This is a genomic window from Fictibacillus phosphorivorans, from assembly GCF_007673525.1.
GTDB classification, from domain to species: domain Bacteria; phylum Bacillota; class Bacilli; order Bacillales; family Fictibacillaceae; genus Fictibacillus; species Fictibacillus phosphorivorans_C.
Genome location: NZ_VDZU01000001.1, coordinates 1,367,759 through 1,374,079, shown reverse-complemented (window position 1 = coordinate 1,374,079; position 6,321 = coordinate 1,367,759). Strand labels below are relative to the sequence as shown.

Below are 6,321 nucleotides of genomic sequence, written 5' to 3'. Positions count from 1 at the left end.
CTCATAAATCTCTGGAATCGCTCATAAATCTCTGGAATCGCTCATAAATCTCTGGAATCGCTCATAAATCTCTGGAATCGCTCATGCAGCGTGCATAGATATGCCGCTGCATGAGCACCTTATTTCATTAACGCAAAAAAACTGGCTTACTAGTTCATTTCTTGTCCTAGTAAGCCAGTTTTTCCACATTCTTTTATAGATAGGTGATCGCTTCGTCGTTTTTGTATACCGTATCGATCGTTGCTCCGCCTAGACAAACATCTCCATCGTAAAACACGACTGCTTGTCCAGGTGTGATCGCACGTTGTGCTTCATCAAAGACCACATGCAGCGTTTCATCCTCCATTACATGGACAGTTACACCCATGTCAGGCTGACGATATCTGAACTTCGCCGTACACTTAAAAGTAGCAGGCAGCGGTCTATCAGAAACAAATCCTGCCTTTACCGCTTTTAGGCTGTCAGAATAAAGCTTTTCGTTGTGAAATCCTTGTTCAACATACAATATGTTGTCTTTTAAATTCTTACCGACGACAAACCAAGGATCTCCGCTTCCACCGATTCCAAGACCGTGACGCTGCCCGATCGTATGGTACATCAATCCATCATGCTTGCCCTTAACTTCGCCTTCAAACGTTTGCATCTCACCAGGCTTTGCAGGCAGATACTGACTTAAGAATTCTTTAAAGTCTCTTTCTCCAATAAAGCAGATTCCTGTTGAATCTTTCTTCTTAGCTGTCGCAAGTCCAGCGGCTTCAGCAATCTTGCGGATCTCAGGCTTTTTAAGCTCTCCGATCGGGAACAATACTTTTTGAAGCTGTTCTTGAGAAAGCTGGTTAAGAAAATAAGTTTGGTCCTTATTCTCATCAACGCCTCGAAGCATCTTAACTTCTCCATCTATTTCAGCCACACGTGCATAATGGCCAGTAGCTACATAATCTGCACCTAAGTTCATGGCATGCTCCAAGAAGGCCTTAAACTTGATCTCCTTGTTGCACATCACATCTGGATTAGGTGTTCGTCCTGCTTTATATTCTTCCAAAAAGTACGTGAATACTTTATCCCAGTATTCTTTTTCAAAATTCACCGCGTAATATGGAATGCCGATCTGGTTGCAGACCGCTATCACATCGTTGTAATCTTCTGTTGCTGTGCATACGCCATTCTCATCGGTATCATCCCAGTTTTTCATAAAGATTCCGATCACATCATAGCCTTGCTCTTTCAGTAAAAGTGCGGCAACGGAAGAATCCACACCGCCGCTCATTCCAATAACTACTCGTGTATCTTGAGGTGCCTTTTTGTTTGATTCTGTTTGCATCGTGTCCACCTCATTTCATTCATATGACAAACATTGTAACTTATTTTGCTAAACGTTTCACGATTTTTGCTGTCTCATGGGCAGCATATTCAATATCTTCCAATTTATTGCCTAGACCAAAGCTAAAACGAACAGAAGTTTTCGTACGAACATCATTACCAAACATCGCTTTCAAAACGTGTGAAGGTTCATGTGAGCCAGCCGTACAAGCAGATCCGCTAGAAGCTGCGATACCAGCAAGATCTAGATTGACTAAGAGCACTTCTGTTTTTACACCGTGAAAGCTAACATTTAGAATATGCGGAAGAAAATGATCAGAACTTCCATTTTCGATGAAAGATACCTCTTCTTCTTGCCATATTTTCTTCATCGTATCTCTAAATGTTCTGTATTGACTAAAGCGTTCTTCTCTTTCTTTTTCTGCGATGGATGCCGCTTTTCGTAAAGCAGCGATTCCTGCGACATTTTCTGTTCCAGCACGGCGCTTACGCTCTTGTTCACCGCCAAAGCCTTGAGGAAGAAAAGGAGTTCCTTCTTTCACAAATAGAAATCCCGTTCCTTTTGGGCTATTGATCTTATGACCAGAAGCACTTAACAGATCAATGTTCAGTTCATTTACATCGATTGAGATCAAGCCATAAGCTTGCACCGCATCGGTATGAAACAAGATCTCTTTTTCTTTTAAAATACTTCCGATCTCTTTTATGTCTTGTGTTGTCCCTGTTTCATTGTTGCAATACATGATCGAAACGAGAATCGTGTCTTCTCTTAGAGATCTTTTCAGTTCGTCTAATGAAATTCTGCCTTCCTTATCAACGGACAAGTAAGTTACATCGTACCCTCTCTTTTCAAGCTCATGAAAGGTATGAAGTACAGCATGATGTTCTACTTCTGTTGTGATAACATGCTTTCCTTTATTCTCAAGAGCAGAGACTGTGCCAAGAATAGCAAGGTTATCACTTTCTGTACCACCACTTGTGAAAATGATCTCATTACGTGAAGCACCTATAGAAGTTGCAATCATGGATCTGGCATCATCAAGAGCTTTACGAGTCTGTCTTCCGAATTGATGAATGCTAGAAGGATTCCCAAAATGTTCAGTTAGAAAAGGAATCATTTCTTCTATGACTTCAGGATGAACAGGAGAGGTTGCAGCGTGATCTAAATAAACGTTTTTCATTGCTCATTTCCTTCCTATATATAAAACATGTAAGCGTCCTGTGCGCCCTCATCTTCATAGTTCGCCAAATCTTCGAGTGTTGTAGAATCTAACACATCTTTTACAGCATCTCTAATTTTTATCCAAAGATTTCTTTTCGCAGGCTCTTCATCATCCAATACTTCAACTGGAGAGATCGGTCCTTCAAGCACTCGGATGATATCTCCAGCAGTAATCGTGGATGCTTCTTTTGCCAGCATGTACCCACCATACGCACCCCGGATACTTTTTACAAGTCCTGCATTTCTGAGCGGAGCGATAAGCTGCTCTAAATAATGTTCAGATAGACTATATTCTTTTGCGATTAATTTCAATGCGATCGGACCTTCACCTGACCTCTTCGCTAATGCCATCATGATGGTTAATCCGTACCGACCTTTTGTTGATATCTTCATATTGTTCACTCCGTTCTAAAACAAACTTCACTAATTTTTGGCAATACGGAAGGGTCCTGCCCACGATTGCTCCTATCGTTACACAAAAAAGGATCGTTCCGAACGAAACGGGTCCTTTTAACATCCAACCAAAAAACAGAACAACAAATTCCATTAATAGTCGAATATTTGAAACTTTCATCCCTGATTTTTCTGTAAGAGCGAGCATCAGACTATCTCTTGGTCCTGCACCGCAGTCTGATGATATATATAGCCCGATTCCAAAACCTAAGATTAAGATTCCGATGATTAAAAACATCCATTTCCCAAAACCTGTTACAGGATCATGAAAAAAAGGAAGCCATAAATAAAAGTCAATAAACAAACCAACAGACACCATATTTAAAAAGGCACCTGATTGAGGTTTCTTTTTTGTTAGTAAGGATGTAGCTAAGATGACGAAGAATCCCATTATGATCGACCATGTGCCTATGGAAAGTCCAAACTGTGCAAACAGTCCGATATGAAGAACGTCCCATGGAGCACTTCCGAGGTCTGCCTTAATCATAAGCGCGATTCCGAAAGCCATAATAAATAATCCAATAAAAAATACAGACCACTGAAACAAAAATTTGTTCCATCTTGAATGCTTTTGGTCTTTCACTGTGCAAAATCCTTCCCTATTAAGTTGTCTCAATTCGGTTAATTCCATAGATCTAAAGCTTATTATAGCATGAAATCATTTCAACTTGCATGATGGACTATTGTATAGTATTGTCATATGACGATTAGAACAAGTGTACGGAAGGATGATTGTAATGGACTTGTTTTCTTACAAAGACGAAAGCTCCCATTCATTAAAAAGACCCCTCGCCAACCGAATGCGTCCAAGAAAGATAACGGAATTTATCGGGCAAGAGCATATAGCTGGTGAAGGTAAGCTGTTAAGACGTGCGATCGAAGCTGATCAACTCACACCGATGATTTTCTTTGGACCTCCTGGCACAGGTAAAACAACATTAGCTAAAATAATTGCGAATTCCACATCTGCATGGTTTGAACAACTTAATGCGGTGACGTCAGGAGTCGCTGATCTAAAGGTCATTATGGGAGCTGCTAGAGAACGCCTGTTATTAGAAGAAAAAAAGACAGTGCTCTTTATCGACGAGATCCATCGTTTTAACAAAAGTCAGCAAGACGCTCTCCTTCCATATGTAGAAGATGGATCGGTTATCTTAATCGGTGCAACAACAGAGAGCCCTATGTTCGAGATCAACCCCGCTCTCTTATCAAGATCTCGGTTGTTTCGCTTTGAACCACTAACAGATGAACATATTTCAAAAGTGATCCAGCAGGCTCTTTCTGATAAAGAAAGAGGATATGGCAAACATCCTATATCTATGAAAAAAGAAGCAATCGATCATTTAGTGTCTATTGCGAACGGAGACGCAAGGACAGCACTTAATGCGGTGGAGCTTGCTGTGTTAACGACGAAACCAGATAAAGATGGAAACATTACGATCACATTAGAAATCGCTGAAGAATCCATTCAACAAAGAGTCCTTCAATATGATAAAAAAGGAGACAACCATTATGATACAGTCTCCGCCTTTATTAAAAGCATACGTGGATCAGACCCAGATGCCGCTCTATACTGGCTTGCTAAAATGATTTATGCGGGCGAGGATCCTCGTTTTATTGCTCGCCGATTGCTCGTTCATGCAGCAGAAGACGTCGGTCTCGCAGATCCGAATGCGTTACTTGTCGCACATGCTGCTAGTTATGCTGCTGATTTTATTGGTATGCCTGAAGCTCGAATTCCACTTGCAGAAGCTACGCTTTACTTAGCCACTGCTCCTAAAAGCAACAAAGTGATAACAGGAATTGATAAAGCACTTGATGCAGTCAAAAAAGAAAAAACAGGTCTCGTCCCAATCCATCTACGTGATGCTCATTATAAAGGAGCAAAACAACTTCAACATGGTGAGGACTATAAATATCCACATAATTTTGAAGATGGGTATGTACCACAAGAATATTTACCGAAACATCTGCAGGGGGGTAAAACGTTTTACGAACCTACTGAACGTGGCTTTGAAAAGAATCTTAAGAAGCGCCTCGACTATTTTAATGATCGTAAGAAAAAAGGAAAGTAAATCTATGAGACTTGAAAACTTAGCAAACTAGCAAAAGTTCTTCAGAAGTGTGTATAGGATTCTCTCTGATTGGTAAACATGAAAATATCAAATGAATATTTTTGTAGCTAAGGAGAGGATTACCGTGTCAAAAATCAGACAGGACGCCTGGTCAGAAGAAGACGATCTATTGCTTGCCGAAACGGTCTTACGCCATGTGCGTGAAGGAAGTACACAGTTACATGCTTTTGAAGAGGTAGGAGATAAATTAGAGCGTACGAGTGCAGCAGTTGGATTTAGATGGAATGCAATCGTGAGAAAAAAATACGAACAAGCATTAAAGATTGCTAAAAAGCAAAGAAAAGAACGGCAGCGTGCGCTAGCAAGGTCACAACAGCAACAACAACAGTCGAAACCTGCAGCTAAGCCAGTACAATTGAATAATGCTCCACAGATGCACGATGATGAAACCTATCATCCTGAAGAGTTCTTCAAAACACCTTTTACGTATGAAAGAAACTCAGCAACACCAGCTCCAGTTGCTTCGTCACCCGCAGTTCCAGAACAACCACCGAGTTATGTTCAGCAAACTGAAGCGGAAGCACCAGAAGTTACGAGCTTACAAGGGTCGCAACAGCCTTCATCACTGAATACCTATCGTCAAGCTTCTCAAGCTAGCAACGAACATAGTCTTACACTTGATGAAGTCATAGATTTTCTGAGTGGTTTGAAGCGAAACGGAATGTCGAGCGGCAAGCTCGTTCAAGAAAACATGGAACTTCGTCTTCAGATGAACGAGTTGATGCAGCAGAACAAAGTGATGAAAGATCAGCTTTCTGTTCTTGAGAAAGAGCACCAGACGGTTCAGGAAGATTATCAAGCACTGATCCAAATCATGGACCGTGCAAGAAAAATGGTATTGTTCCAAGACGAAGATACCAATCCTAACGTTACCTTCCGCATGGACAAGAACGGAAATCTAGAAAAACTAGCAAAATAATAATAGATGACTCATAGGGTTAAGCCTACGAGTCATCTTTTTTGTGCGGTTTTACGCAAAAAAACGGATAAATTATTTTATCTGCGGAATTATTTTGCTTATACCTGGATATATTTCAAATTACCCCGGAATTATTTGAGATTACCTCGTAATAATTAGAAGTGTTCATTTGAGATAAACATTTTCTTCACCACGTCCTACTGGAAAGCACAATTCCTTTCACCAACATTTATAAGTAGTAATAAATATATGAATAAACGAAAAAAAGTCCT

At 40.5% G+C, this 6,321-nt stretch carries 6 protein-coding genes; 2 read left to right on the top strand and 4 right to left on the bottom strand.

Translation table 11 applies throughout. From position 1 onward, the window contains the following. Nucleotides 1-193: 193 nt before the first annotated feature. From mnmA to FS458_RS06530, 4 genes are read right to left on the bottom strand one after another with little or no spacing between them, the layout of a single operon-like run. Nucleotides 194-1,321: a tRNA 2-thiouridine(34) synthase MnmA gene (mnmA, locus tag FS458_RS06545; RefSeq protein ID WP_144698869.1), complete on the bottom strand. Its 1,128-nt coding sequence runs from the start codon at nt 1,319-1,321 to the stop codon at nt 194-196. A gap of 40 nt (nt 1,322-1,361) precedes the next feature. Further along, nucleotides 1,362-2,501, bottom strand: a complete 1,140-nt coding sequence (locus tag FS458_RS06540; protein ID WP_144698867.1) for a cysteine desulfurase family protein — start codon at nt 2,499-2,501, stop codon at nt 1,362-1,364. A gap of 14 nt (nt 2,502-2,515) precedes the next feature. After that, the gene (cymR, locus tag FS458_RS06535; RefSeq protein ID WP_144698865.1) at nt 2,516-2,935 is read right to left on the bottom strand and encodes a cysteine metabolism transcriptional regulator CymR; all 420 of its coding nucleotides are present in this window, start codon (nt 2,933-2,935) and stop codon (nt 2,516-2,518) included. Then, entirely contained in the window at nt 2,868-3,578 is a 711-nt protein-coding gene (locus FS458_RS06530; RefSeq protein ID WP_137788778.1) for a YczE/YyaS/YitT family protein, read from the bottom strand. The genes cymR and FS458_RS06530 overlap by 68 nt, the downstream gene beginning before the upstream one ends. Nucleotides 3,579-3,732: 154 nt before the next feature. Here FS458_RS06530 and FS458_RS06525 point away from each other — a divergent pair, with 154 nt between their 5' ends. Beyond that, complete coding sequence (locus tag FS458_RS06525; RefSeq protein WP_144698861.1) at nt 3,733-5,070, top strand: AAA family ATPase; 1,338 nt, start codon at nt 3,733-3,735, stop codon at nt 5,068-5,070. Nucleotides 5,071-5,194: 124 nt separating this feature from the next. Then, nucleotides 5,195-6,049, top strand: coding sequence for an RsfA family transcriptional regulator (locus FS458_RS06520; protein WP_144698859.1), 855 nt, complete (start codon nt 5,195-5,197; stop codon nt 6,047-6,049). The last annotated feature ends 272 nt before the right edge of the window (nt 6,050-6,321 follow it).

Excerpts from the sequence above, each read along its gene's own strand:
- mnmA (WP_144698869.1), bottom strand. The coding sequence starts at position 1,321 with ATGCAAACAGAATCAAACAAAAAGGCACCTCAAGATACACGAGTAGTT.
- FS458_RS06540 (WP_144698867.1), bottom strand. The coding sequence starts at position 2,501 with ATGAAAAACGTTTATTTAGATCACGCTGCAACCTCTCCTGTTCATCCT.
- cymR (WP_144698865.1), bottom strand. The coding sequence starts at position 2,935 with ATGAAGATATCAACAAAAGGTCGGTACGGATTAACCATCATGATGGCA.
- FS458_RS06525 (WP_144698861.1), top strand. The coding sequence starts at position 3,733 with ATGGACTTGTTTTCTTACAAAGACGAAAGCTCCCATTCATTAAAAAGA.